This is a genomic window from Bradyrhizobium sp. th-b2 (assembly GCF_000426785.1).
GTDB lineage: Bacteria > Pseudomonadota > Alphaproteobacteria > Rhizobiales > Xanthobacteraceae > Bradyrhizobium > Bradyrhizobium septentrionale.
This window is the reverse complement of the sequence record NZ_AUGA01000060.1, coordinates 1-22866: the sequence shown is the minus strand read 5'-3', so window position 1 is coordinate 22866 and position 22866 is coordinate 1. Positions and strand designations below refer to the sequence as shown.

The following is a 22866-nucleotide window of genomic DNA, read 5'->3' as shown; positions in this document are numbered from 1 at the left end:
GGCCAGTGGGGCTCGCCTGAGATCAAAATAGAGCCCACACGACTTCACCGTCCGCCTCCAATCACGCTTCGTCCGTCGTGATCTCAGCGTCCACCGCGTCTCACACCGCGTTCGTGACGACCGCGAAGCGCCCCTCGATCGGGTGAGACGGACGGATTTATACACTGGGCTAAACTTCTGATAACGCGAAATATTTTTGCGCGAGGGGCTTGCGCCGTCGGGCAACTCAGTGATTGGCGTGTAAGGGAAGCACCGGCGGACGGGTTCCCTCTCCCCTTGCGGGAGAGGGTTAGGGAGAGGGGTGCTACACGACGTGCTCTCTCAATGTGTGCTTGAATGCTAGGTGATCGAAATTGCGAGAACGAGCTTCATGGCGACTATCTCGCCCGCGGCTTACCCCTCTCCCCAACCCTCCCCCGCAAGGGGGGAGGGAGCCCAATCGGCGTGCTCACCTCGCTGTCATTCCGCGACATCGCGATGCGACGAGCAGGAATCCATGTCACCCAATGCATGCTGCTCGATGGATTCCGGTCTCTCGCTTCGCTCACCCCCAGATGCGCAATTGCGCACCGGGGAATGACGAGAAGAGAGATCGGCGTTCGTCGGACTGAAAGGAGTCGTCAGCCATTCCGCGTCCTGCTTCACGGAAGATCACGGCGCCGAGACCCCACTGCCTCATCTTTGTTCAGCCCGAAAGCGCCGACCCACTACTTTAGTTGCCGTCGATGCATGGCGATCTGCGCGCAGTTTCACTTGCTGCGCATTTTGTCGCAGCTATAGTCCCGCCCCAAGAGCTCGAAGCGGCCGAAGAAGAACAAGAGGAGTGAAACAGGGTGAAAACAACATCGCGACTGCCTTTTCATGCGATGCAGCAACTTACCGGAGCGGCCGTGTTGGGCCTGCTGGCCGCGGCGCCGAGCGGAGCGCTGGCCGCCGATACCCTCAAGATCGGCGTGATCGCCGAAGCGCAGGCGATCGCGGGGGCGTCGATCCCGCAGGCGGCGCAGCTGGCCGCCGACGAGATCAACGCCAAGGGCGGCATCGACGGCCGCAAGATCGAGATCGTCTCTTACGACAATCACTCATCCTCGGCGGATTCGGTGCGCGCATTCCAGCGCGCGGTCAACGAGGACAAGGTCAACGTCGTCATCTCGAGCTATATCAGCGAAGTGGTGCTGGCGCTTGAGCCGTGGGCCTCGCGCCTGAAGACGCCGTTCGTCACGCCCGGCGCCGCCTCCAACGAGATCAGCAAGAGCGTTCACGCCGACTATGAGAAGAACAAGTACACCTTCCACGGCTATCTGACCTCGGCGGCGCTGGCGCTGTCGGTCTGCGATGCCGCCAAGGATCTTTTGGTCGATCAGAAGCACATGAAGACCGCGGTCATCATGAGCGAGGACGCGGCGTGGACCAAGCCGCTCGATGTCGGCTATGAAGAATGCCTGCCGAAGATCGGGCTCAAGGTCGTCGACCATATCCGCTTCTCGCCCGATACCACCGACTTCACGCCGATCTTCAACAAGGTCGAAGCCGCGAAGCCCGACGTGATCATCAGCGGCATCTCGCATGTCGGCGTGCAGCCGACGGTGCAGTGGAAAAACCAGCAGGTGCCGATCCCGATGTTCGGCATTTCCTCGCAGGCGACCAACGAGACCTTCGGCAAGGACACCAACGATGCGGCGGAAGGCGTGCTGTATCAGGGCGTGTCGGGCCCGAACGTCGCGGTGACGCCGAAGTCGGTGCCGTTCGCGGAGGACTTCAAGAAGCGCTACGGCAACTATCCGTCCTACGCCGGCTACACCGCCTATGACGAGGTCTACTACATCGCCGATGCGGTGAAGCGCGCCGGCTCGGTCGAGGCCGACAAGATGGTCGATGCGCTGGAGAAGACCGATTGGGAAGGCACCATCGGGCGCGTCCAGTTCTACGGCAAGGACGATCCGTTCACCCATTCGATCAAGTACGGCAAGGGTCTGATCACCGGACTGATGCTGCAGTGGCAGGGCGGCAAGCAGGTCGCGGTCTGGCCGAAGGAGGTCGCCAAGAGCGATCTCAAGTTCCCGAGCTTCGTCAAGGTCCCCACGAACTGACCGATCAGCATGCTCCCGAGTCCCTCCCGGGAGCATCCGTTTCGGTTTCGCGTCCTCCACAACAGGCAGCCTTGCTGCCGCGGCCAATCTGAGATGCTCGCCTTACAAATCCTGATCGATGGCTTTGCCATCAGTGCGCTCTATGCGCTCGGCGCGACCGGCTTCACCCTGATCTTCGGTGTCTCCGGCGTTCTCAACCTCTCCCACGGTGCCATCATGGTGGCCGCAGCGGTCGCGGCTTGGGCCGCGGCCAGCGTGTTGCACCTCGACATCTACACCGGCGCGCTGTTCGGTGTCGGCGTGGCGCTGATCGTGTCGTTCGCGACCTATTTCGCGGTCGTCAAGCCGATCCAGAATTCCAGGCGAATCCCCAACGAGGAGAAGGAAATCTTCGTCCTCACCGGCACCTTGCTGTGGGGCATCATGATCCAGGAACTGATCGCCTATTTCTTCACCAACAACGCCAAGACGGTGCTGCCGATCGTCGAGGGCGTCGTCGATATCTTCGGCAACCGCACGCCGCGCAACAACATCTTCACCGCGCTGGTGTGCTGCCTCGTGATCGGCCTGCTCTGGCTTTTGGTGAACCGCACCCGCACCGGCAAAGCAGTGCTGGCGGCCTCGATGAACCCGCGCGGCGTCACCTTGCTCGGCCTCGAACTCACGCAGATCTATATCGTGGTGTGGGCCATCTACGGCATTCTCGCCGGCATCGCCGGCGTGCTGCTCGGCATGTTCCTCGGCGTCAGCTCCTACAGCGTCGGGCCGCTGACCGCGAGCGCGTTCTCGATCGTGGTGCTCGGCGGCCTCGGCAGCGTCTCGGGCTCGCTGATCGCGGCCTTCGTCGTCGGCTATCTCGAGACCATCACGGCCTACATGATCTCGCCGGCCTACCGCACCATTCCAGCGCTGCTGCTCTTGGTGTTCGTGATGTATATCCGGCCCCAGGGCCTGCTCGGGAGGCGCTGACATGGCCAATTTCTTCACGTCGCGCCTGTTCTTCATTTCTCTGGTCTGCGTGGTGCTTGCCGCAACGCTGCCGTTCTACGTCTCGGGCTACATCCTTGGCCTCCTCACCGTTGCGTTCTATTTCGGCGTGTTCGCGATGGCCTGGGACCTCTTGTTCGGCTTCGCCGGCGAGGTCAATTTCGGCCCGACCTTCCTGATCGGCACCGGCGCCTACACCGCGGGCATCCTCAACAACCAGTTCGGCTGGTCGGTCTATCTCTGCATCCTGCTCGGCGCGCTGGCGTCGGTCGTCGCGGGCTTCGTGCTGGCGCTGCCGGCGCTGCGGGTGAGGGGGCCGTATTTCGGCCTGACCACACTGGTTGCTGTCTTGATGCTGCAGAATTTCATCGTGGTGTTCGCTGACCTGACCGGCGGCGAGATCGGGCTCACCATTCCCGATGTCATCACCATCAATGCCGGCGCCAATTACTGGATCGCGCTCGGTTTCATGACCATCAGCGCGGCTATCCTCTACGGGCTGTCGCAATCGCCTGTCGGCCTGGTGCTGCAGGCGAGCGGGCAGGACCCGGTGCAGGCCGGCGCGCTCGGCTTCAACATCGTCAAGCACAAGCTCGCGGCGTTCATCGTCAGCGCCTTCTTCTCGGGCCTGTCGGGGGCGCTGCTGGTGTTCTACTTCGGCACCGCCTCGGTCGGCACCGTGGTCGACGTCGCGGTCGGCGTGAACGTCATCGTGTCTGCCGTGCTCGGCGGCCGGCGCACCGTGCTGGGTGCTGCGCTCGGTGCGATCTTCCTGATCGTCGCCGGCGAATTCCTGCGCCCGACCGGCGAGCTTGCGACCTTCATCGTCTCGGCGGTGGCGCTGCTCGTCGTCCTGTTCTTCCCCGGCGGTTTCCTCGGAGCGGCCCTGTCACGCGAGGCGCGCTCCTGATGGACCAGACTGTGATCACCACCCCGACGCTCGCGGTGCGCGGCCTGACCAAGCGGTTCGGCGGCCTCACCGCGGTGAAGAATCTAAGCTTCGAGCTGCGCCCCGGCGAGATCCTCGGCCTGATCGGGCCGAACGGCTCCGGCAAGTCGACCGCGATGAAGAGCGTGATGGGCATCGAGCGCCCGACCGCGGGCGAGGTGCTGTTCGAGGGCGAGAACGTCGCCGGGCTGCCTGCGCACAAGATCGCGCGCAAGGGCTTTGGCATGGTGTTCCAGCACTCGCGGCCGCTGAACCGGCAGACTGTGCTCGAAAACATCATGGTCGCGCTGCTGCCCGACAGCCTGTTCATGCTGTTTCCCGACAAGGCGCTGACCGAGCGCGCCAAGTGGATCGCCGAGCGCGTTGGCCTTGGCGCGGTGATGAACCGTCGTCCACCGACGCTGCCATTCGCGGATCTGCGTCGGCTGGAACTCGCCAAAGCGATCGCGCGCGATCCAAAAGTCGTGCTGGTCGACGAGCCCTTCGCGGGCCTCACCAGCACCGAGGTCGGAACGTTCTCGCAATTGATCCGCAGCTTCCGCGATGAGGGCCGCGCGGTGATGCTGGTCGACCACAACGTCAAGAGCGTCGCAGCGCTGGTCGACCGCGTGCTCGCGATGTATCTCGGCGAGGAGATCACGACCGGCCGCGCCGACGAGGTGATGAAGAACGAGACCGTGCGTCGGGTCTATCTCGGCGGCGCGATCGAAACCCATGCGCGGCCCGAGACCTCGTTCAAGGACAAGGTGCCGCTGCTGCAGGTCCAGAATGTCAGCGTGCATTACGGCAAGGCGCAGGCGCTGGAGAACGTCTCGATCCACGTCCATGAGGGCGAGTTCGTCTCCATCGTTGGCCTCAACGGCGCCGGCAAGACCACGCTGTTCAACACCATCTCGGGCTTCCTGCCCTATACCGGCGAGATCCTGCGCGGCGGCGAGAAATTGCACGGCACGGGGCCGGCGAAGATTGCCCGCTCGGGCCTCGTGCAGTGCCCGGAATCGCGCGAACTGTTCGGCGAAATGACGGTGCGGGAAAACCTCGATCTCGGCGGCCAGCATCTCGACGACGCGGCGCGGGCCAAGCAACTTGCCTGGCTGTTCGAGCTGTTCCCGATCCTGAAAGAACGTCAGGGCCAGATGGCGCAGACGCTGTCCGGCGGCGAGCAGCAGATGCTGGCGATCGGCCGCGCGCTGATGATGCAACCGCAGATCCTGATCCTGGACGAGCCGACGCTTGGACTTGCGCCGGTCATCCTCGAACTGCTGTCGAAGGCGCTGGAGAAGCTGCGCCAGACCACCAGGATCACGGTGCTGCTTGGCGAGCAGAACGTGACGTTTGCGCTTCCGCATGCCGACCGCGTCTATGTGCTGGAGCACGCGCGGATCGTGTGGGAGGGCGACCCCGGCCGGTTCGCGGCGGAGGCCGGCAAAGACTTTCTCTGACGTTCGACCATCAACAACAAGAAAGCAAAGCAAGGGAGATCATGATGCCAGGATATTCGACCGCCACCCGCGTGAGCTTTTTGGCCTCCGCGCTCGCGCTATGCCTCGCGGCGCCGGCCTATGCGCAATCCAACGACCCGATCAAGATCGGCGTCATCGCCGAGGTGCAGTCGATCGCGGGTGCGGCGACGCCGGGCGGCGCGCAGATCGCGGCCGACGAGATCAACGCCAAGGGCGGCGTGATGGGCCGCAAGATCGAGATCGTGACCTACGACAACAAGAGCTCGTCGGCGGACTCGGTGCGCGCCTTCCAGCGCGCGGTGAGCGAGGACAAGGTTTCCGCCGTGATCGCAAGCTACATCAGCGAGGTCGTGCTCGCGCTGGAGCCGTGGGCCTCGCGGCTGAAGATGCCGCTGATCACGCCGGGCGCCGCCTCGAACGAGATCACCAAGGCTGTTCATAACGACTATGAGAAGAACAAGTACACGTTCCACGGCTATCTGACCTCGGCGGCGCAGGCGCAGCTGGTCTGCGACGCTGCCAAGGAGCTGCTGGTCGACCAGCTCAAGATGAAGACCGTTGCGATCATGAGCGAGGACGCGGCCTGGACCAAGCCGCTCGACGTCGGCTACGAGGCCTGCCTGCCGAAGGCCGGGCTGAAGGTGGTCGAGCACATCCGCTTCTCGCCCGACACCACCGACTTCACGCCGATCTTCAACAAGATGGAGAGCGCAAAACCCGACGTGATCGTCACCGGCATCTCCCATGTCGGCGTGCAGCCGACCGTGCAGTGGAAGAACCAGCAGGTGCCGATCCCGATGTTCGGCATCAGCGCGCAGGCGCTGAGCCCGTCGTTCTGGGGCGATACCAACGGCGCGGCGGAAGGTGTGCCATCGCTCGCGGTGGCGACGCCCGACGTCGCGGTGACGCCGAAGACAAAGCCGTTCGCGGCCGCCTTCAAGGCCAAGTTCGGCACGCCGCCGGCCTATACCGGCTACACCGCCTATGACGAGGTCTATATCATCGCGGAGGCGATCCAGCGCGCCGGCTCGACCGATCCGGACAAGATGGTCACCGAGCTCGAGAAGACCGACTTCGACGGCACCATCGGCAAGATCCAGTTCTACGGCAAGAACGACGAGTTCACCCACGGCATCAAGTCCGGTCCCGGCGCGGTCACCGGCCTCGTGTTCCAGTGGCAAAGCGGCAAGCAGATCACGGTCTGGCCGAAGGCGATCGCTGAGGGCCAGCTGAAGTTTCCGAATTTTGTGAAGCTGTCGCAGTAAGGGAGCGAGCCGTCACGTCTAGAGAGGGGCGGTCACACGGTGGCCGCCCTTCTTACTTGCGCGTCGGCGGTGCCGCCTGGGTGGTCGGCGCCGCCGCGGCGAGCAGTGCGGCGCGATCGCCGTTGCGCGGCGGATAGATGCGCTGCTGGTTGATGGTCTGCTTGGTGAGCTTTGCGGCGGCGCCGGTGGTGTGCACCTCGCGGTCCCAGCCGGTCGTGTAGAGCGCGCCCCAGGCGCCGAGATCGAGAACCGTCACATACCAGTCGATATTGAGCGGCAGCAGCTTTTCACCGAACAGATCCGCCACCACATTGTGGCCGGCGAAGCGGCCCATCGGCCGCGCGAACTGGCAGGACATCACGGTCGGATGCTCGCCGTCGATCAGGCAGGCGGCGACATCGCCGGCGGCGAAGACATCAGCAAGGCCCTCGGCGCGCATATAATCATCCACCGTAAGGCGGCCGAGCCCGTCGCGCTTGACCGGCAGCGTTGCGGCGAGGTGGCTGGCGCGCATGCCGCCGCACCACACTACGGTCTCCGTCGGAATGATCTCGCCCGAGCTTAGTGTGATGCTCGTGGCATCGACGGCGTTGACCCTGACATTCAGCCGCGTCTCGACGCCGAGCGCGGACAGCGCCTCGTTGATGACGGGACGGCCATGCGCGCCGAAGGTTGCGCCGACCACGGGATTGGGATCGACGAGAATGATGCGGCGGTCGCCCGTGATGCCGGCGTGCGCGAGCTTGGCCGGCATCTCGGCCGCGACCTCGATCCCGGTGAAGCCGGCACCGACCACCACGACCGTCGCGCGGGCCTGCGACGGCGGCTGCTTGCCGAGTGCCGAAAGATGCGCGTCGAGCTTGATGGCGGCTTCATAGGTGTCGACGTCGAAGCCATGGGCGGCAAGGCCTGATATCGCGGGGCGCACCAGCTCGCTGCCGGTCGTCAGCACCAGCCGGTCATAGCCGAGGTGCTCGGTGCCTGCGCTCGTTCTGACCGTGACCTCACGCTTCGCCGGATCGATCGCCGCGACATCGGCCACGATGTGCTTGACGCCGACCGGATCGAGCAATTCCTTGAGCGGCAGCGCGACATCGCCGAGATCGACCTCGTAATTGCGCACCCGGATGTTGTGATAGGCGTTGCGATCGACGACGAGAATCTCGGTGTCCGCCGCCCGCGCGCCGATCTCGTCGCGCTTGCGGGCAGCACCAAGCGCAGCCCACAGCCCGGCAAAGCCGGCTCCCAGCACCAGGATGCGCGCCATCTCTCCCTCCGATCTTCTGTCGGAGGGAGCTTGCCCGCGCATGCGAGGTCAAATCAAGTGGGCTGTGAAATTGGACATTTGAAACTCGTCATGCCCGGCCTCGTGCCGGGCATCCACGTCTTTGCTTCAGTCAGTCAAGAAAGACGTGGATGGCCGGGACATAGGCGAGCGGAAGCGACGCCGTCCTTCGGACGGCTATGCCCGGCCATGAAGGTGGGTCACATTCTGATGCTGCTCACGTCCCCGGCCGCGACACCTCGGTTTCCTTGCTGGTGATGAACTCCAGCAGCACCGGCACGCCTTCTTTGGTTTTCTGGATGCCGCGCTTGATCGCGGCGATGATGTCCTCGGGCCTGGTCACCCGCTCGCCGTAGCCGCCGAAGGCGCGGGCCATCGCGGCGTAATCGCCGGAGATATCGGTCGAGCGGTATTTCTCGGTCGAGATCGGCATCACCTTCAGTTCGATCGCCATCGAGAAATTGTTGAGCAGGATCGACATGATCGGAATCCGCTCGCGCACCGCGGTCTCGAAGTCCATCCCAGTAAAGCCAATCGCGGCATCGCCCCAGACATTGATGCAGAGCTTGTCCGGTTTTGCCAGTTTGGCGCCCATCGCGAGGCCGAGGCCGTAGCCGAGCTGCGTGGTCTTGCCCCAGCCGATATACGACAGCGGCTCGACCGACTTCCAGAACGGCGAGAGCTGGTCGCGCGGGCTGCCGGCGTCGTGGGTGATGATGGTGTTGTGGATGTCGACGGTGTGCTGCAGGTCCCACAGCACGCGGTAGGGATTGAGCGGCGCGTCGTTGTGCGTCAGCTTCGGCATCCATTTGGCGAGCCACTCCTTGTGGGACGCGGCGATCTCCTCGGCGACGGCGCTCGCGCTGCGATCCGCGGGCACGGTCTTGCCGATCTGCTCCAGCAGCGCGTCGAGCACGAGGCCGGCATCGCCGACCAGGCCAATCCTGGCCTCGACATCCTTGTTGATGTGGTTCGGATCGAGCGTCGAATGGATGATGGTCTTGCCCTTCGGCATCGCGATGCCGAACGACGTCTCGGTGAATGAGCAGCCGATGCCGAAGATCACGTCAGCTTCGGCCAGGAATTTCGGCACCGCGCGCGGCACCGCCAGGCCGCCGGAGCCGAGCGAGAGCGGATGGGTCTCCGGGAAGGACGACTTGCCGCCGAGGCTTGTGGTGACCGGGATCGCGAGCCGCTCGGCGAGGCGCTTCAGCTGCGGCCAGGCCTTTGCGTAGTGCACGCCCTGGCCGGCATAGATCACCGGACGCTTGGCGTTGACGAGCAGGGCGGCCGCCTCCTTCACATGGACGGGGTCGGCGCCGTAGCGGGTACGCAGCACCGGCGTGTAGTTCAAGGGCTCCGGCACCTCCTCGTTCCACATGTCGGCGGGGATTTCGACGATCACGGGCCCGCCGCGGCCGTTCTTCAATTTGGTGAAGGCGCGGCGGAAGATGTTGCAGACCTCCGAGGCGATGTTGATCGGCTCGGACGACTTCGAGAACGCCTTCATCGCCTGGCTGGAATTGAAGTTCGGATCGATGTTGGCAAGCCTGCGCGCATAACCCATCGGCAGCACCAGCACCGGCACGGATTCGCCATGGCACTGCGCGACGCCGCCCATCGCGTTCTCGGCGCCCGGGCCGTGCTGCATGCAGAAGGCGCCGATCTTCTCACCCGAGGTGACGCGGGAGATGGCGTCCGCCATGTGCACGCCGATGCGCTCCTGGCGCACCATCACCGGGCGGATGTCGGCACTGGCGGCGTATTCGATCAGGTGGTTGACCGGGTAGCCCGTGAGGATCTCGATCCCCTCGCGCTTCATGATTTCCGCGATCGCGGTGCCGAGCTTCATGACGGTCACTCCCTTTGGATGCGGCCGGTTTGGTCCGGCCTCGTTGTCGTCCTGTCCGATAAAGGAACAGGATTCCATCGACCGGTAAAGCGCGGCCGAGGCCGGATCAGGTAGTCCTGATAGGCGTTTACGCCCAATCGCGGCTTGGCGCCTTGCCGGCTGGCGGGAAGCCGCAGGCAGAACTAGCATCCAGTTTCTGTGCAACCTTTAAGCGACCGTTCATCCTGTCCCTCAACGGGCCGTCAACCAATGTGACCTAGTTTTGCTGGCATATTGCTACGGCGCGGGCGAAAAAGCCGCGAGCGTCGGACAGGAGCTTTTCATGCGCGCGTTGCTTGCAAGATTTCTGGGTGATGAGGTCGGCGCGACGGCGATTGAATACGCCATCATCGCGGGCGGCATCAGCATCGTGATCGTCGCCGGCGTCAGGGGCATCGGCACCAGCGTGAGCGGTCAATTCAACGCCGTCAGTTCGGCCTTCAAGTAAGCGGGGTCGGAAACGCTTCGCATTCTTCCGGATTCAATCGTCCCCGTTCAACGCGCGCAACATCGCGATGTGCGCAAACATCAGCCAGCCCGTTATTGCGCCGTGTTGATCGGATGCTCGAGCGATCTGCCAGCGTGCCTCCCGCCGGGCGTCTTCCAATAATCTCATGATGTAGCCGGCGGCCTGTTGCTATCGCCGGGTGACGCCCGCTCAGCCCGCCTTCTTGCGCGCCGTGGTGCCTTGCGCGCGCGCCGGCTTCTCGGCCTTCTTCGGCTCGGGCTTGACCGCCTCCTTGGGCTCGCGCTTGCCGCTGCCCGAGATCGGCAGCAGCATCTCGCGCTGGCCCTCGATGCGCTTCTTCGGCTTCTTGCCCTTCGCCGCCTTCGCCTCAGCCTTGGCGGGAGCTGCCTGCTTCTCGTTGGCGAGGCTCTTCTTCAGCGCGTCCATCAGGTTGATGACGTTGCCGCTGGTCTTCGCCGCGGGCTTGGTGATCTTGATGCCGTTGCGCTTCTGGTTGATCAGGTCGATCAGCGCCTGCTCGTACCGGTCCTCGAAATCCTCCGGATCGAACTCGGCGGACTTCTGCTCGACGATATGCTTGGCGAGATCGAGCATGTCCTTGGTGATCTTCACATCCTGGATGTCGTCGAAATACTCCTTCTCGCTGCGCACCTCATAGGGGTAGCGCAGCAGCGTTCCCATCAGCCCGTTGTCGAGCGGCTCGAGCGCGATGATGTGCTCGCGATTGGTCAGCACCACGCGGCCGATCGCGACCTTGTTCAGGCTGCGGATGGTCTCGCGGATCACCGCAAAGGCGTCGTGGCCGACCTTGCCGTCGGGAACGAGGTAGTAGGGGCGGATCAGATAGCGGCTGTCGATCTCTGTGCGCGGCACGAATTCGTCGATCTCGATGGTGCGGGTCGAATCCAGCGCGATATCGTCGAGCTCTTCCTTGGTGACCTCGATATAGGTGTCGGTGTCGACCTTGTAGCCCTTCATGATGTCGTCGGTGGCCACTTCCTCGCCGGTCTCCGCGTCGACCTTGGCGTATTTGATCCGGTGGCCGGTCTTGCGGTTGATCTGGTTGAAGGAGACCTTTTCGGTATCCGAGGTCGCCGGGTACAGGGCAACCGGGCAGGTCACGAGCGAAAGGCGCAAAAAGCCCTTCCAGTTGGCGCGGGGGGCCATAGGCAAAACTCCGATAACGCAACCGACGGAACGGTCAAGGATAACACCGGGAACCCCAGTTTGAAACAACACGGGCCGGTGAATCTCGCAACGGCGTTAACCGTGGCCTCGAGCCTGCGCCGGTTTGACGCGGTCCGCGGCGGTATCGCCGGCCGGCCGCGCACAGAAGGCCCGGAACATCGCCCCCGATCTGGCGTTGGCTTTTCGAAGGGGAGCGGCAACCGCCGGAATTACAAGCACTTAAGCACAGACGTCGCCATGGCAACGGAACGGCACGGTCAGATCGTTGAAACCCCGACCGCGGTGCGCCAGGCCGAGCCCGGACCTTCGGTTCTCGCGCTTCTCACGGCCTCGACAGGGCTCGCGGTCCTGATCCTCGGCATCGTCTGGTTCGCCTTCTTCCGCGTCTGAAGCCCTTATCGGTTACGGCGCATGCGAGGCCTCATTGTTAAACGAGGCGCGGCGCAACGCTCTACCCGCAACACGCGCGCCTGGTCCTCTGAAAATCGCCTGAGCGCAAAAGATAGCTGCGCGGAGGCGCGCAATCGATCACGGTTGCCGCAGTCCAACTGCGGATCATGTCGAGTAGAATTTTCTTGAGCCAAACATTTTTTCTTGAGCGACGGCTCGCGCCTCTCGGCCTCACAAAATTCTGCGATGACGATCAGTGATGCGCGGGGCGAATAGCTGCCTCGCGCCGCGTCACGAGATCATCGAAATTGACTGCTAGCTGATTTGAATCAGATCTGCCTCGAGCTTGAGATGTTCTATCAACAGGAAGAAAAAACCTCGCTGCTGGCGCGCTTCAAGGAGAAAAGCGTTTCAGGCGCGTTCGTCGGATTGACGGTTCTGGCGATGGCGGGATGGATCTATCTTCTCAGCTCGATGTTCCTGAAATTCATGCTCTGGTGGTTTTCCTGAGACGTCGCTGTCGAGAACGCTTCTCTCTCGAGAACACTTCTCTCTCGCCAACACCTGCCGCGCGAGAACACCTGACGTCGGCGCCTGATTATTGTCGCGCCGTTCGGTTGCACAAAAATTTCGGCCGCTGAACAATTTTTCGGCGCGCCCAATCATGATGTCGTCACAACTCGGAATGTTAATAACATCGGGGCTGATGTGGACGATCGTGATGCTTTCTTCTGTTGTTATTCTCGCGGCGGTGTTCGTCGCAGGCTTTTTCGCCGGTTTCGCCGCGCGTTCGTGGCGATCGCACAGGCGCCGCGCGCGGTATCGGATCTATGCGCCGTATGTGGCGCCGTCAGCCGCCAGATCGTCGAGACCGAAACAGCCGGTCACCGCGTTCGGCCACATGCGTCGCGCGTTCTAAAGCATGATCCGGAAAAGTGCGGAGCGGTTTTCCCTCGCGACAAACGCGAAGCGTTTGCGCGGGGATCATGCTCAAACAAGCGAAACGGGCTAGTTCGATCGAGGTAGCGCGACGTTGTGGTGAGTTGGGGTTGGCGGGCGACATGCAATCGGTCATCCTGTCTTCGTTGCGGCAGCCGGGCTCGGTTCGCGTGCCGTTGGCCCTGCGCATCGTGAGGGAACTTGCACAGCATGAGTGATCTCAGGGGTCATTCGCCGAGGCGGTATGTCGTCGATGTCAGTGGCCGGCGCGTGCTGGTCGGTCTTACGCTCGAAGAGACGTCGGAATTCGAGGGGCTGGACACTTCCCTCCCGCAACTGCCGGACCGGGGCGAGCAGGGTGCATCGGCCGTCGAGGGACGGTGGCTCGAGCTCTATGACAAGCACGACAAGGCCTGGATCAAGTGGAAGGCCGACCTGAGGGCCGGGCAGCAGGTCAATTCACCCTTTTTTAACTAAGACCGGGCGATTTTGATCTATGCCGCCTGAATGGGCCCGAACCGGATACTGACAGATGTTTCAGCTGTTTCTGCGGGCTCGCGCGCATGACCTGTCCCGGTCGCGGCGTGGCGAGGAAGGCTTCAAGGCACGCTCGGCCGAGCGGGATGCCGAGACCGATCGCGCCCGGATCGGATCGATCATCGCCGCCATCGACGCCGCGCTGCAGGCCGCCGAAAGCGAGCAATCCGGCCTTGGCCGCCGTGTCGATGATGTGCTGGCCCGCGCCGCGGTGACGCTTGGCAACGGCACCGACGAATATCTGGAACGCGAGGCGCTTGACAACCATCATCAAGACCTGTTTGACGCCGAGATCTTGAACGGCCAGCGCCGGCTGAAGGAATTGGCGACCGAGATTGCGCACTTCAAGTTCGTGAAGGCCGCAGTCCTGAGCCGCTTTCCGGACTACAAGGCTCCGGCCGCCAGCAACTGACGCGTCAACCGAGGCGCCTTGCGGCCCGGAACGCACAGCCAGTCGCTGCGGCCGCGTTTGAGGGCGGTATCCGGCCGGCTTCGGCGCAAGGCGAAAGGCACAGGCAGGACGTGGTGATCGCAGGCAATCTACTCGTCACGGGCTGCGCCGGCTTTATCGGCTTCCATCTGGCAGAGCACCTGCTGCGGGCGGGGCAGCCGGTCATCGGCATCGACAATCTGAACGATTACTATGACCCGGCGCTGAAGCGCGCGCGGCTCGACCTGCTCAAGCAGCACCGTGGCTTCACCTTCCAGCAACTCGACCTCGCCGACCGCGCCGGGATGAAGGCGCTGTTCGAGCGCTATCGCTTCGAGGTCGTGGTACATCTCGCCGCCCAGGCCGGCGTGCGCTACTCGCTGCAAAACCCCCATGCCTACGCGGATTCCAATCTGGAGGGGTTTATCAACGTGCTGGAGGGCTGCCGGCATACCGCGTGCCGGCACCTGCTGTTTGCCTCCTCATCGTCGGTCTACGGCGCCAATACCAAGCTGCCGTTTTCGATCCACGACAATGTCGATCATCCGGTCAGCCTGTACGCCGCGACCAAGAAGGCCAACGAACTGCTCGCCCATTCCTATAGCCACCTCTATCGCGTCCCGACGACCGGGCTGCGCTTCTTCACCGTGTACGGGACGTGGTATCGGCCGGACATGGCGCTCTATGCCTTCGCGGACGCGATCACCAAGGGGAAGCCGATCCAATTGTTCAACAACGGCCAGATGCGGCGCGACTTCACCTATGTCGATGACGTGGTCGAGGCGATGGTGCGCCTGATCGGCCGCGCGCCCGAGGGCGATGCCAACTGGTCGGGCGCGCATCCCGATCCGGGCTCGAGCAGGGCGCCCTGGCGGGTCTACAATATCGGCAACTCCAGGCCAGAAGAACTGATGCATGTGGTGGGGCTGCTGGAGCAGGGCTTCGGCCGGCAGGCCGAAAAGCAGTTGCTGCCGATGCAACCTGGGGATGTTCTGGAGACGGCAGCCGATGTCTCCGATCTCGAGCGCGAAATCGGCTTTCGGCCGCAGACGCGGATCGAGGACGGCATCGCCAGATTTGTCGATTGGTATCGGGCCTATCACAACGTCGATCGGACGTAGTGCGCTGCTTGCGAATCCGGGCGCCAGAAAAGCTGGTTCGGCGTGGAACGGAGTTTCACAATGAGAGTTATCATCGGTTTTGCCGTCGTTTCGGCCGTGACCATCGTCTCCAGCGCAATCGTTCCGGCGCGCGCGATCGACGTCAAGGTGGCACGCGCCTGCGATGCGCTGGTGGCGAAGGCATTTCCGCCCCGGCAGCCGGGCAATCCGGCATCCAGCAGCGCGAACGGCAATGCGAAGGTCCAGCGCGACTACTTCAACAAGTGCGTCGCCAATGGCGGCAAGATGGACGACGCCGCCGCTGCCAAATCGAAATAGCGTGCGATCGCGACGCGTTGCGAATTAGCGATGCTTATGGCAGTTGGCGCACGAATTGCCGCTCGTCGCGATGATTGCGCCATGCGCCAATGCGGGGACGAAGCGCGAAGGCGTTCGGCCCATCCGTCCAGGCCGAAAGCGCATCGATGCCATCTCTCGAATTGGAATAGCATTGTCGCGTTCGGCTCCGGTTCGAGGCGAATATTGTGCGTGGCCGGACGTCGCGCGTTGAAAGCTTCCGCTGCATCGTCAGAGCCGATCGGAACGGATCAAATCAGAGGATGTCTCACTATCCGTAATGGATCGAAACATTCTGCGATCCGTGCAGATGGCGGCGTTCGCTGCCCACATCCATGCTGCTCGGTTCAACCTGTTATGCGCAGAGCGAGTCCGATCGATCGGCAGCAGCAGATTTAGTGTGTGCGCGCTGCCTTTGGTGGAATATCTGGTTCGGCGTCGGAACTCCTCTTCAACGCGCGAGCCTTTGACGCGGCGGCATTTTGATCGCTCGAACGCGCGCCTCCGGTTTCAATAGCGATCGCTTCAATCAACGATCGCCGAATGATTTCATGCGCTTGGTCGCGTTCAACGCTCGGCGCGACCTGCGCCGTTTCGGCGCGCATCTCATAGCTGCCGCTGACTTCCCATCGCGACGACACAATACGGTCATCGATTAAATGTTTCGCGATCTGGTTGTGGAACCCGAATGGGAAAATTTCTGTCAGAGCCATGTTGGTCGCAAACCTGCCCCATTAATTTCCTTCCATGTGCGTGATCAGCTCTGTCATTCAAACTTCAATCACATCGCTCATACCCGTAACCGCAGAGCGAGGGCGCGCCATGAAGCAGCACAAGATTCAACATTTGCATCGGCCGATCGAAGAGGCGTTGCTCGCGACCAATCGATCGCTGCGCGACGAGGTCGTTGCGCTGATGCTGGATATCGCTGAGTTGCGTGAGCTGCACGAAGGCCCGGTTGCGTCTCGTTCGTTCGGTGCATCCTGTGAGCAGACCCGCCCGCGCGTCGCGCTGCGCCGGGTTCATCGCTGACATTCGTCCGCGAATTCCTCCCTGAGCAGTTGTGTCTAGTCTGCGCCGGCGCTAGCGAAGGCCGCCGGCTCGCATGTGGTTGCGGGTGATTCAATCCAGAGTTGAAGAGTATTCGGCCCTCTCCGCAATGCGGCCGGGGCCCCTGACGGCTTTTCCCGGCAAGTCCGCGTATGAGGGAGGGCAGCTGGAGCGATCAGTGCTCTTGCGGCACGGACTTGTGCGCCCCGACATCGGACAGACGCTCGCGCAGGATCCAAGTCTGCAAGACCAGCTCGACGGCGGTATGTCGGAGTTCGAAATTCTCCGCGACGAGCCGTTCCAGGGCGTCGGTCGCATCGCTGGAAGCGGACTGGTTCCCCTCGAAGACCTTGAGACGCGCCATAGTGTCGATCCTCGCAAAAATGTTGATCAGAGACGGGCTCTGACAAGCGTCAGCACAGAATAGTTCGCAGACTCTCAGGCGGTCGTGGTTCCGCCTGATCGCCAAGGGTGGGAAAGCGCTTAATCGTTAATTTGTGGGTCGAGCGATCAACGTTAGGTTTCGTGAAAATAATCCTCAAATATGTTGAAACCCTCATGACACCCAATGTCTTCGTACGTACCGCTGCGCATGCGCGCCCGCAAGCCGCCGGACGCGAAGGTCGAGAGATTAATTTGTTAGGATTTTGTGAAAGTCTTGCTTGACTGGCTGCGCGGATATCACAGAGGGGCATGGTGCACTCACAATCTGTCGAGGGACCGATTGGGTATTTCTCATTTGCTTCTCACTTGGGAATGCAAACGGTGCGCCAGTTATCCAGATCAAATTCTCATACGTAGAAAGTCGTATAACTTTTTCTCCCTGATACCATTTGCGGGGGAATATTGCGTACATATTCCGGGTAAATACCTTGCAGCTTCGGCGTTTCTTCGCACAATGCGTCGCTGCCGACGGCAAGTTCGAGGCTCCCGAAGGCCCCCCGGGATATCCTCAATTTGAATTTCCTGTTGCATTTACATAGCTTATAGGCCATGCGATTATTGCTAATCTAGGGGGCAACGAGATGACCAATGAGGCGTCATTCTACTGAGGAGATCACTTCCAAGGTCAAACAGGCCGAGGAACTCATGGCGCGGGGGCAATCACAGGCCCAAGCGTGCAAGGTGCTGGGCGTGAGCGTGATGACGTTTCACCGCTGGCGCAAGCAGGAAGCCGCGCGCGGTCACCATGGGAATGGTACTGTTACTGAGCTCGTCGCTCGTACCGATGATCGAGATGGGAGCCCCCCCGTCCGCAACCGTATTGACGAATTGCGGCTGGAAAATGAACGGCTGCGTCGGATCGTAACCGACCTGCTCCTCGAGAAAATGAAGATTGAGGAGAAGCTTGCGCTCAGGTCCAGCGGCGGCAGCGGTTTGCCCCGCCGTGGTGAAGTCCAGAGCTAACGTAAGCTGATCCGTTAATGGATCCGTGAGGGCCTGGGCGCCAGCAGCAGCTGGTCGCTCAGATGCGCTTTCTCTGATCGTGCGCGCAGCTCCTCGAAGATCGGACGTAGTCTGGCCTGCGCCAGGTCCAGACCTCCGACAATGTCCTGATTCGGCATTTCTGCCGGGAATCGGGCCGCTCTCAGCTTTGTTTCGATCGCCTTGACCAGCACCTCGACATCGTCGCGATGCTGGCCTGCGACCAGCTCGGCGCCCATCAAGCGGATCAAATGGAGGAGGGCCACCAGCGCGGCCTCGGTTTCGCCAGCTGACGAACTCATCGTCGTTCTCTGCCCGATATGTGCGGCAGGTCTTGCGAGCTTATCACCTGCCTGATAAGAGAGATATGAATTGTTAACACGAATGTTAATTCCCGATGACCGACCTTTCGGACGCTCGATTAGCGAAGGCACCGGTTAGCTTCGGCGCCTTTTCATTCGCTTTCGCCTCTCTCGAGGCGTTCGCCGTCACCTTCGAGATGATCATCGTCGTGCTGTCCAGCATCATCGGCGGCGCGGCCTATCATCTGTTTTACTACCACACGGTTTATAGCAACAGCTTCGAGGGTTTTCTAGGGATCGGCGTCCTCGCCGCGATCCTTCACATGTTCGTCGCCAAGTCGCAGGGCCTCTACAATGCGCAGGTGCTGGCCGGCCTCGACCGGCGCTGGAGCAGCCTGCTCGGCGGGTGGCTGCTGGTCGTCCTGCTGATGACCCTGATCATCTTCCTCCTGAAGGTGGGTTCCGGCGTCTCGCGCGGCTCGGTGATGTCGTTCGGGCTGATCGGCGGCCTCGGGCTGGTGACCGGACGGATGCTGCTGCAGGCGCCGCTGCAACGCGCGATCGACCGCGGCATGCTGGCGACGCGCCGCGCCGTCGTGGTCGGGATGGCGGACGAATTGTCCCGGGTGCGGCAATCGAGCCTGCTGCGCGATTTCGGTCTCAGCGAGGTGCGACGGGCGCAGCTTTCCGGCACGTCGGACGACGACGGCGACCGGGCGGCGGTCGCGTCAGCCATTCGCGCCGCGCGGGAGTGCGGCGCCGACGAGATCGTCCTGGCGATGCCATGGCAGCAGGAGCCGCGCATCCAGTTCGTGTGCGACCTGCTGCGGGCGTCGCCGCTGCCGGTGCGGCTGTTGCCCGACCGGACGGCTGAACGGTTCCTGGCGCTGCGGATGGTGGCGTCTGGCCCGATCCCGACGCTGGAAATGCAGCGCTCGCCGCTCACCTCGTTCGAGCGCGCCGGCAAGCGGCTGTTCGACATCGTGGCGTCCAGCGGCCTGCTGCTGCTGTTCGCGCCGCTGCTGATCGGGACGGCGATTGCGATCAAGCTCGACTCCCGCGGGCCGGTGCTGTTCCGGCAGCGCCGCAACGGGTTTGACGGCAAGCAATTCCGCATCCTCAAATTCCGCTCCATGCATGTGCTCGAGGACGGCGATGTCATCACGCAGGCCCGTCCGAACGATCCGCGGCTGACCGGGATCGGCGCGACGCTGCGCCGCCGCAGCATCGACGAGCTGCCGCAGCTGGTGAACGTGCTGCGCGGCGACATGTCGCTGGTCGGGCCGCGGCCGCACGCACTGGCGCATGACGACAAATATTCCAAGCTGATCGCGAGCTATGCGCAACGCCAACACGTCAAGCCGGGCATCACCGGTCTCGCGCAGGTGCAGGGCTTGCGCGGCGCGACGCCCGCGATCGAGGACATGCAGCTGCGCGTCGCCCACGACCTCGTCTACATCAAGAGCTGGAGCTTCATGCTGGACCTGCGCATCCTGTTGCGCACGATCGGCGCAGTGCTGCGGCACAAGGGCGTTTGAAAGTTGGGTGTTCGAAGGTTGGGCGTCTGCCGGCTGCTCGCGCTACTGCGGAATGCTTTGATTGGCGTCCCTGAATTCCTGCTCGATGATGCGCCGGTTGGCGTCATCAGCCACGCGATAGGCCTGGCCGATCGCGCCCTTGAGCTCCGGCGCGCGGGTGAGGATCAGGCGGATCTGCCGCCGCAACAGATCGACCAGCTCGACATCGCGCGTCGTGTCGACTTGCGCCAGCAGGATCAGGCGTGGCGCAATCAGATCGCTGCGGTTGAAGCCGGTATAGTAGGACATCTTCAGCGCCCGCGACGCGGTCGGATTCAGCCAGTCGAACCGGCCGGTCGCCGAGGCGAGGCCGAACCAGGCGCCGGCGTCCATCGGCGAGAGCCGAAGCGCGCGCGTAAAGGCGGCTTCGGCCGCCTCTGGCGATGCCGGCAATTCGCTCCAGCCGTCGGCGAGCCACAGCTCGCTTCTGACCATACCGACCTCGGCAGCGAGCCCAGGCTTGCCGCGCAACGCATCGGCGACGAGCCACCAGGCCGACAGCGCCAGCGTCGCGGCACCGATTGCCACTGCGGCCGGCAGGAAAGCCGGCGACAGGCGTCGCGCGTGCCGGCGGACCGCGTCAGCCATTGTGTTAGCCATCGTTATAGCCATGGCGCGCTGCGCGGTTGCCGGTCATCAGCAGGGTTCGCCGCGGTCCCTCCAGCTTGACGCAGGTCAGGCGGCCGGTGGCGTAGGCGCCGGTGTCGACATTGATGCGGTTGCGCAGCAACTCGGCCTCGCGCACCGGCGTATGGCCGTGGACGACGACCTTGCCGAAATCATCTTCCGACACCAGGAAATCGTCGCGGATCCACAGCAGGTCCTCCTTGCGCTGTTGCTTGAGCGCGATGCCGGGCCGGACGCCGGCATGCACGAAGAAGTAACGGCCGTAGGAAAAGGTGATCGGCAGCGCGCGCAGGAAGGCGAGATGCGCCGGCGGCATCTGACGGATCAATTGTTGCGCCAGCGCCCTGCGTTCGGCGGCGTCGGGATTGGGCGAGGGCGACAGGCCGTAGGACATCAGTGTTTGCAGACCGCCGAACTGCCGCCATTGCGCGAGCATGTCGGGATTGACGAGAAACTCCAGCAGGCAGGCCTCGTGATTGCCGAGCAGGCAGACCACGCTGTGGGTTCGGCGGCGTTGATCGAGCATCGCGATCACATCGCGCGAATCCGGTCCGCGATCGATGTAGTCGCCGAGGAACACCTGGATCGGCCGTGCCGGCCGGAACTTGCGGATATCGGCATCGATGCGCGCGCAGATATCGTGCAGCAGCTCGGCGTGTCCGTGGATGTCGCCGATGGCGTAGATGCAGGTCTCGTCGCCCTCATGTTCGAGGTCGCCGGGCTGGCCGACAAGGCGCCGGAAGAGGCTGCGCATCTTTGGTCTAGCCCGCCTGCAACCGTGAACGGCTGATCCGCTGTGCCAGTCCTGTTCCGATCACGGCTCCCAACACGATCACTCCGGGCAGCGCCGGTAATTCCGGCAAGGTGAAGGCGCCGAGCAGCAGCGTCAGCAGGACGGCTGCAGCGGATGCGGGATAGGACCAGTCGCGGCCGCGATTGCGCGCACCGGCCGTGAAGGCAGCGATGCACGTGACCGTAACCGCGAGTAAAGTCCAGAACATGGCGGAACCGAACTGGGCGATCAAGGCGGCCGCGCTGGTCGCCACCACGGGGCGCGTGGCTGCGCCTTGCCAGTCCATATAGGTCGACGCCAGCGTTGCGGTGGTACCGGCGCCGCTGCCGAGCGCGGGCAGGTCGGCGAGCAGAGTGTGGGTCGACTGCACGAGGTCGGCCGGGGCATCCGCGAAGGCGACGGCAAAGGCCAGGTCGGGATGACGGTTGGCGACCGCCGTCGCCAGCGCGATCAGCGCGACCGCCGTGGCCGCGCCGGCGCTGCTCCAGCGATGCAGATGAAGCTTTCGCGCGGCGAAGGTCATCAGGACGAGCCCGATGCCCGCAGCGAGTGCGATCGCGGCGCCGCGATGCCCGTACCAGCAGGCGCTGGCGGCGCAGAACAGCGCGCTCGCGGCGAACAGCGCGCGCAGCTGCGCGAGCTGGGCCGCGCTGCGGCCATCAGCGTGACCGCCGATGTCGAGCGCGCGCGCGAGGCCGAGCGGAGCGCCCACGAGAACGAGCATCAGAAATCCGTTTGCTGTCTCATCGCGCGCAGCTCCGGCAGCGCCAAGCCAGGCCTGGAGCGGATCGCTGTGCAGCAGCACGATCAGTGCGGCGACCACGGCCGTCGCCGCAATGCTGCGGCTCATCATATCGGCGCGGCGGGCATCGATCGCGATCGCGGCGGCGGCGATCATCACCGACAGCAGCGACAGCCAGAGCAGCAGCGCGCCAAGGCTTGCGCCGGTATCGACCGTGATGCTGCCGCTGAACGGCACGCCTAGTGTTTCGCCGGCGAACTTCCACACCGGATGCGCCCAGAACGATAGCGGAAGCATCTGCAGGATGATCCAGACCGCCGGAACCAGCGCCGCCGCAACCGCAGGGCCGACAATTTGTTTCAGGAAGGACAGTTCACCCGGACGGATCGCGGTCAGGCCTGCCAGCAGGCCAAGCGACGTTGCGGCGCCGACGAGACCGGTGGCGAGCGAGGCGTCGAGCAGACCCAGGGGAATCGACGCCCCGATCAAGATGCAGATGAAAGCCGTGACGTTCCACACGAGAGGGGCAGATCCTGCGGAAGATGACAACGCAAGGCAGCGGGATGCCCCGGGCTTGTCGCGAGGTCAACGGAAATCGGGCGCGCCAACTGAGGCACCGTTATGCCGCGTTAGAGCATTTTCGGTTCTGATTAAATCCACCGGCTAAAGCGCCGGAACACGCTGTTCCAGTCGCCGAACGTTTGGGCACGGATTTTCGAGGCGATGTCGGACGATCCGGACTTCGAATATCTGATCGTCGACTCCACCATCGTCCGGGCGCATCAGCACGCCGCCGGAGCGAAAAAAGGGGGTCTGAAGATCAAGCGCTCGGCCGCTCGCGCGGCGGCCTGAGCACCAAGATACATCTGGCCGTCCGAGGCCTGGGATGCCCGGTGCGGTTCACGCTGACCGCAGGCCAGAAGGGCGACGCGCCGCAAGCTGCCGAACTGATCGAGGGATTGCCTGCCGAGGTCGTTATGGCTGATACGGCCTACGACGCCGATCATTCG

Annotated in this window: 25 protein-coding genes and 1 pseudogene; 17 read left to right on the top strand and 9 right to left on the bottom strand. The window is 63.2% G+C overall.

Features of this window, described 5'->3' with window-relative positions:
- Positions 1-866: 866 nt before the first annotated feature.
- The 5 genes from K359_RS0139060 to K359_RS0139040 all read left to right on the top strand — a co-directional run bounded on the left by K359_RS0139060 (position 867) and on the right by K359_RS0139040 (position 6754).
- Entirely contained in the window at positions 867-2090 is a 1224-nt protein-coding gene (locus K359_RS0139060; protein WP_029084098.1) for an ABC transporter substrate-binding protein, read from the top strand.
- Positions 2091-2183: 93 nt separating this feature from the next.
- Positions 2184-3059 carry a branched-chain amino acid ABC transporter permease gene (locus K359_RS0139055; protein WP_029084097.1) on the top strand — a complete coding sequence of 292 codons (876 nt, stop codon included), beginning with the start codon at positions 2184-2186 and terminating at the stop codon, positions 3057-3059.
- Between the two features lies 1 nt (position 3060).
- Complete coding sequence (locus K359_RS0139050) at positions 3061-3987, top strand: branched-chain amino acid ABC transporter permease (RefSeq protein WP_029084096.1); 927 nt, start codon at positions 3061-3063, stop codon at positions 3985-3987.
- Positions 3987-5468 carry an ATP-binding cassette domain-containing protein gene (locus K359_RS0139045; protein ID WP_029084095.1) on the top strand — a complete coding sequence of 494 codons (1482 nt, stop codon included), beginning with the start codon at positions 3987-3989 and terminating at the stop codon, positions 5466-5468. The genes K359_RS0139050 and K359_RS0139045 overlap by 1 nt, the downstream gene beginning before the upstream one ends.
- 41 nt (positions 5469-5509) lie before the next feature.
- On the top strand, positions 5510-6754 hold the full coding sequence (locus K359_RS0139040) for an ABC transporter substrate-binding protein (RefSeq protein WP_029084094.1): 1245 nt from the start codon (positions 5510-5512) through the stop codon (positions 6752-6754).
- 52 nt (positions 6755-6806) lie between these two features.
- Here K359_RS0139040 and K359_RS0139035 read toward each other — a convergent pair whose 3' ends face one another.
- On the bottom strand, positions 6807-8021 hold the full coding sequence (locus K359_RS0139035; protein ID WP_029084093.1) for an NAD(P)/FAD-dependent oxidoreductase: 1215 nt from the start codon (positions 8019-8021) through the stop codon (positions 6807-6809).
- 235 nt (positions 8022-8256) lie between these two features.
- A complete protein-coding gene (locus tag K359_RS0139030) occupies positions 8257-9969 on the bottom strand; it encodes a thiamine pyrophosphate-requiring protein (RefSeq protein ID WP_256375198.1) in 1713 nt (570 codons plus the stop codon).
- Between the two features lie 244 nt (positions 9970-10213).
- Between K359_RS0139030 and K359_RS0139025 the strand changes: the two genes are divergently transcribed.
- Positions 10214-10378, top strand: coding sequence for a Flp family type IVb pilin (locus tag K359_RS0139025; RefSeq protein ID WP_029084091.1), 165 nt, complete (start codon positions 10214-10216; stop codon positions 10376-10378).
- A gap of 210 nt (positions 10379-10588) precedes the next feature.
- On the opposite strand, the gene K359_RS0139020 is transcribed toward K359_RS0139025, so the two are convergent.
- Positions 10589-11566, bottom strand: coding sequence for a Ku protein (locus tag K359_RS0139020; protein ID WP_029084090.1), 978 nt, complete (start codon positions 11564-11566; stop codon positions 10589-10591).
- A 258-nt stretch (positions 11567-11824) separates the two neighbouring features.
- Here K359_RS0139020 and K359_RS63625 point away from each other — a divergent pair, with 258 nt between their 5' ends.
- The 7 genes from K359_RS63625 (at position 11825) to K359_RS0138980 (ending at position 15322) form a co-directional block, all read left to right on the top strand.
- A complete protein-coding gene (locus K359_RS63625; RefSeq protein ID WP_165128755.1) occupies positions 11825-11977 on the top strand; it encodes a hypothetical protein in 153 nt (50 codons plus the stop codon).
- 351 nt (positions 11978-12328) lie between these two features.
- A complete protein-coding gene (locus tag K359_RS63620; protein WP_165128757.1) occupies positions 12329-12487 on the top strand; it encodes a hypothetical protein in 159 nt (52 codons plus the stop codon).
- Between the two features lie 91 nt (positions 12488-12578).
- On the top strand, positions 12579-12896 hold the full coding sequence (locus tag K359_RS0139005; protein WP_198031241.1) for a hypothetical protein: 318 nt from the start codon (positions 12579-12581) through the stop codon (positions 12894-12896).
- 230 nt (positions 12897-13126) lie between these two features.
- On the top strand, positions 13127-13393 hold the full coding sequence (locus tag K359_RS0138995) for a hypothetical protein (protein ID WP_029084088.1): 267 nt from the start codon (positions 13127-13129) through the stop codon (positions 13391-13393).
- A gap of 55 nt (positions 13394-13448) precedes the next feature.
- A complete protein-coding gene (locus K359_RS0138990) occupies positions 13449-13865 on the top strand; it encodes a hypothetical protein (protein WP_029084087.1) in 417 nt (138 codons plus the stop codon).
- A 110-nt stretch (positions 13866-13975) separates the two neighbouring features.
- On the top strand, positions 13976-15004 hold the full coding sequence (locus tag K359_RS0138985; protein WP_371261240.1) for an NAD-dependent epimerase: 1029 nt from the start codon (positions 13976-13978) through the stop codon (positions 15002-15004).
- Between the two features lie 60 nt (positions 15005-15064).
- Positions 15065-15322: a hypothetical protein gene (locus K359_RS0138980; protein ID WP_051346652.1), complete on the top strand. Its 258-nt coding sequence runs from the start codon at positions 15065-15067 to the stop codon at positions 15320-15322.
- A gap of 413 nt (positions 15323-15735) precedes the next feature.
- Here the strand turns inward: K359_RS0138980 and K359_RS0138975 are convergent, their stop codons facing one another.
- Positions 15736-16053 (bottom strand): hypothetical protein, encoded by a 318-nt coding sequence (locus K359_RS0138975; protein WP_029084084.1) that lies wholly within the window; start codon positions 16051-16053, stop codon positions 15736-15738.
- A gap of 109 nt (positions 16054-16162) precedes the next feature.
- On the opposite strand from K359_RS0138975, the gene K359_RS0138970 reads away from it, so the two are divergent.
- Positions 16163-16372, top strand: coding sequence for a hypothetical protein (locus tag K359_RS0138970; protein ID WP_029084083.1), 210 nt, complete (start codon positions 16163-16165; stop codon positions 16370-16372).
- A 193-nt stretch (positions 16373-16565) separates the two neighbouring features.
- Here K359_RS0138970 and K359_RS0138965 read toward each other — a convergent pair whose 3' ends face one another.
- Positions 16566-16754 carry a hypothetical protein gene (locus K359_RS0138965; protein WP_029084082.1) on the bottom strand — a complete coding sequence of 63 codons (189 nt, stop codon included), beginning with the start codon at positions 16752-16754 and terminating at the stop codon, positions 16566-16568.
- A gap of 668 nt (positions 16755-17422) precedes the next feature.
- Here K359_RS0138965 and K359_RS0138960 point away from each other — a divergent pair.
- Entirely contained in the window at positions 17423-17797 is a 375-nt protein-coding gene (locus K359_RS0138960) for a helix-turn-helix domain-containing protein (RefSeq protein WP_029084081.1), read from the top strand.
- A 14-nt stretch (positions 17798-17811) separates the two neighbouring features.
- On the opposite strand, the gene K359_RS0138955 is transcribed toward K359_RS0138960, so the two are convergent.
- A complete protein-coding gene (locus tag K359_RS0138955; protein WP_245284852.1) occupies positions 17812-18054 on the bottom strand; it encodes a hypothetical protein in 243 nt (80 codons plus the stop codon).
- A 158-nt stretch (positions 18055-18212) separates the two neighbouring features.
- On the opposite strand from K359_RS0138955, the gene K359_RS0138950 reads away from it, so the two are divergent.
- A complete protein-coding gene (locus tag K359_RS0138950) occupies positions 18213-19655 on the top strand; it encodes an undecaprenyl-phosphate glucose phosphotransferase (protein ID WP_029084079.1) in 1443 nt (480 codons plus the stop codon).
- Positions 19656-19697: 42 nt separating this feature from the next.
- Here the strand turns inward: K359_RS0138950 and K359_RS0138945 are convergent, their stop codons facing one another.
- Genes K359_RS0138945 through K359_RS0138935 form a run of 3 tightly spaced genes read right to left on the bottom strand, consistent with a single transcriptional unit; the run spans position 19698 to position 22375 of the window.
- Complete coding sequence (locus K359_RS0138945; RefSeq protein ID WP_029084078.1) at positions 19698-20282, bottom strand: hypothetical protein; 585 nt, start codon at positions 20280-20282, stop codon at positions 19698-19700.
- 4 nt (positions 20283-20286) lie between these two features.
- On the bottom strand, positions 20287-21075 hold the full coding sequence (locus tag K359_RS0138940; RefSeq protein ID WP_029084077.1) for a metallophosphoesterase family protein: 789 nt from the start codon (positions 21073-21075) through the stop codon (positions 20287-20289).
- Between the two features lie 7 nt (positions 21076-21082).
- The gene (locus K359_RS0138935; protein ID WP_029084076.1) at positions 21083-22375 is read right to left on the bottom strand and encodes a hypothetical protein; all 1293 of its coding nucleotides are present in this window, start codon (positions 22373-22375) and stop codon (positions 21083-21085) included.
- 183 nt (positions 22376-22558) lie between these two features.
- On the opposite strand from K359_RS0138935, the pseudogene K359_RS59510 reads away from it, so the two are divergent.
- Positions 22559-22866, top strand: a pseudogene (locus tag K359_RS59510) (transposase); the annotation flags it as partial.

Coding starts and splice junctions, on each gene's coding strand:
- K359_RS0139025 (WP_029084091.1), top strand. CDS start 10,214: ATGCGCGCGTTGCTTGCAAGATTTCTGGGTGATGAGGTCGGCGCGACG.
- K359_RS0138990 (WP_029084087.1), top strand. CDS start 13,449: ATGTTTCAGCTGTTTCTGCGGGCTCGCGCGCATGACCTGTCCCGGTCG.
- K359_RS0138950 (WP_029084079.1), top strand. CDS start 18,213: ATGACCGACCTTTCGGACGCTCGATTAGCGAAGGCACCGGTTAGCTTC.
- K359_RS0139030 (WP_256375198.1), bottom strand. CDS start 9,969: ATGGAATCCTGTTCCTTTATCGGACAGGACGACAACGAGGCCGGACCA.
- K359_RS0138970 (WP_029084083.1), top strand. CDS start 16,163: ATGAAGCAGCACAAGATTCAACATTTGCATCGGCCGATCGAAGAGGCG.
- K359_RS63620 (WP_165128757.1), top strand. CDS start 12,329: ATGTTCTATCAACAGGAAGAAAAAACCTCGCTGCTGGCGCGCTTCAAG.
- K359_RS0139035 (WP_029084093.1), bottom strand. CDS start 8,021: ATGGCGCGCATCCTGGTGCTGGGAGCCGGCTTTGCCGGGCTGTGGGCT.
- K359_RS0139060 (WP_029084098.1), top strand. CDS start 867: ATGCAGCAACTTACCGGAGCGGCCGTGTTGGGCCTGCTGGCCGCGGCG.
- K359_RS0138975 (WP_029084084.1), bottom strand. CDS start 16,053: ATGGCTCTGACAGAAATTTTCCCATTCGGGTTCCACAACCAGATCGCG.
- K359_RS0138965 (WP_029084082.1), bottom strand. CDS start 16,754: ATGGCGCGTCTCAAGGTCTTCGAGGGGAACCAGTCCGCTTCCAGCGAT.
- K359_RS0139050 (WP_029084096.1), top strand. CDS start 3,061: ATGGCCAATTTCTTCACGTCGCGCCTGTTCTTCATTTCTCTGGTCTGC.
- K359_RS0138945 (WP_029084078.1), bottom strand. CDS start 20,282: ATGGCTGACGCGGTCCGCCGGCACGCGCGACGCCTGTCGCCGGCTTTC.
- K359_RS0138960 (WP_029084081.1), top strand. CDS start 17,423: ATGAGGCGTCATTCTACTGAGGAGATCACTTCCAAGGTCAAACAGGCC.
- K359_RS0138980 (WP_051346652.1), top strand. CDS start 15,065: ATGAGAGTTATCATCGGTTTTGCCGTCGTTTCGGCCGTGACCATCGTC.
- K359_RS0139055 (WP_029084097.1), top strand. CDS start 2,184: ATGCTCGCCTTACAAATCCTGATCGATGGCTTTGCCATCAGTGCGCTC.
- K359_RS0139045 (WP_029084095.1), top strand. CDS start 3,987: ATGGACCAGACTGTGATCACCACCCCGACGCTCGCGGTGCGCGGCCTG.
- K359_RS0138995 (WP_029084088.1), top strand. CDS start 13,127: ATGAGTGATCTCAGGGGTCATTCGCCGAGGCGGTATGTCGTCGATGTC.
- K359_RS0138955 (WP_245284852.1), bottom strand. CDS start 18,054: ATGGGCGCCGAGCTGGTCGCAGGCCAGCATCGCGACGATGTCGAGGTG.
- K359_RS63625 (WP_165128755.1), top strand. CDS start 11,825: ATGGCAACGGAACGGCACGGTCAGATCGTTGAAACCCCGACCGCGGTG.
- K359_RS0139040 (WP_029084094.1), top strand. CDS start 5,510: ATGATGCCAGGATATTCGACCGCCACCCGCGTGAGCTTTTTGGCCTCC.
- K359_RS0138940 (WP_029084077.1), bottom strand. CDS start 21,075: ATGCGCAGCCTCTTCCGGCGCCTTGTCGGCCAGCCCGGCGACCTCGAA.
- K359_RS0139020 (WP_029084090.1), bottom strand. CDS start 11,566: ATGGCCCCCCGCGCCAACTGGAAGGGCTTTTTGCGCCTTTCGCTCGTG.